The following is a 1,600-nucleotide window of genomic DNA, read 5'->3' on the forward strand; positions in this document are numbered from 1 at the left end:
CCCGCCGTCACCGGCGCCGAGGCGCTCGAGACAGCCCGCGCCCGTGCCGATGCCGGCGACTTCGCGGCCGCCGAGCGCGCCGTGCTCGAGGCGATGAGCGCGGCGGGCCCGAGCGCCGAGGCCTACTACCTGCTCGGCCTGATCGCCGACGCGCAGGGGCTGCCGGTGGCCGCCGAGCACTACCGCAAGGCGCTCTACCTGGCGCCCACCCACCGCGAGGCGCTGACCCACCTGGCGACGCTGCTCGACATCGCCGGCGACCACGACGGCGCGCGCTGGCTGAAGGAGCGCGCGCGCCGCGCCGAGGCCCAGGCCGTCGGCAAGGACACGGGAGGACGCGATCATGCGCGACGTCGCTGACGGCGTGGTCGACATCGACGCGATCGACGATTGCTGGAACCGCATCGGCGTGCGCGGCGACCAGTCCTGCGAGCGGCTGGCCGAGGTGCAGCGCTGCCTCAACTGCCCGGTGTTCGCGCGCCACGCGGCGCACCTGCTGGACCGGCCGCTGTCGGGCGAGGATCTCGCGCAGGCCGCGCGGCGGGTGGCGGCCTCGCCCGCCGCCGCGACAGCCGGCGAGCACGGTGAGGGCCAGTCGGTGCTGGCGTTTCGCGTGGCCGACGAATGGCTCGCGCTGCCCACCTCGACGGTCCGGCAGATCGTCGACGACCGGCCGATCCATTCGCTGCCCGACCGGCGCAGCCGCGCCGTGCTGGGCGTGGTCAACGTGCGCGGCACGCTGCGCATCGCGGTCTCGCTGGCCCGCCTGCTCGATCTCGACGCTGCTGCCGGGCGTGCCGCCGAGGGCCCGCGCGCGGCCTTCACGCGCATGCTGGTGGTGGCCCATCGCGGCGAGCCGGTGGTGTTCCCGGTCGACGAGGTGGAGGGCGTGCTGCGCTTCGCCGCCGCCGATCGCGTGCCGCCGCCGGCCACCGTCGCGCGCGCCGGCGTGACGCATACGCGCTGCGTGTTCGGCTGGCGCGAGCGCGTGGTCGGCCTGCTCGACGAGGACCGGCTGTTCGATTCGCTGTTGCGGAGCCTCAGATGAGCCATGACGACGACCTGAGCCGGCAGTCGCTGCTCGACCTGTTCCGCGAGGAAACCCAGACCCAGACCGAGGCGCTGTCGCGGCACCTGCTCGCGCTGGAGCAAGGCGTCCAGGATGCCGCCGCGTTCGAGGCCTGCATGCGCGCCGCGCATTCGCTCAAGGGCGCCGCGCGCATCGTCGGCGTGCCGCAGGGCGTCGAGATCGCGGGGCGCATGGAGGAATGCTTCGTCGCCGCGCAGCGCGGTGAGCAGGTGCTGGGCGCCAGCCATATCGATGCGCTGCTGACCGGCGTGGACCTGCTGGTGCGCGTCGGCGACCCGGGCACGGCCGCTTCCGTGACGCCGATCGAGATCGACGCCTTCGCGGTCGCGCTGGCGAATGCCGGCGAGGCAGGCGAGGGCGGTGAGGCGGGGCGCGCCGCCGTGTCGGCGCCGGCGCCGGCGGCGCCGCTCTCGCTCGACGAGCTGGCCGCGCAGTTGCGATTGTCCGAGCCGCTGCCCGACGAGGCGCTCGCCAAGCACGACGTCCGGCTGCCGCTGGAGCCGTCGCTCG

General features: G+C 75.1%; 2 protein-coding genes and 1 pseudogene. All 3 read left to right on the forward strand.

Annotated elements, in window-relative coordinates:
• Positions 1–360: pseudogene (locus F3J18_RS37280) on the forward strand (MCP methyltransferase); the annotation flags it as partial.
• A complete protein-coding gene (locus F3J18_RS37285) occupies positions 344–1,048 on the forward strand; it encodes a chemotaxis protein CheW (protein ID WP_166917168.1) in 705 nt (234 codons plus the stop codon). The pseudogene F3J18_RS37280 and the gene F3J18_RS37285, both read left to right, overlap by 17 nt.
• Positions 1,045–1,600, forward strand: a 556-nt coding sequence (locus F3J18_RS37290) for an Hpt domain-containing protein (protein WP_240156523.1), incomplete at its 3' end; no start/stop codon positions are given. The genes F3J18_RS37285 and F3J18_RS37290, both read left to right, overlap by 4 nt.

Origin of the sequence: Burkholderia sp. Ax-1720 (genome assembly GCF_011753035.1) — a bacterium.
In the GTDB taxonomy this organism is placed as follows: Bacteria; Pseudomonadota; Gammaproteobacteria; order Burkholderiales; family Burkholderiaceae; genus Burkholderia; species Burkholderia gladioli.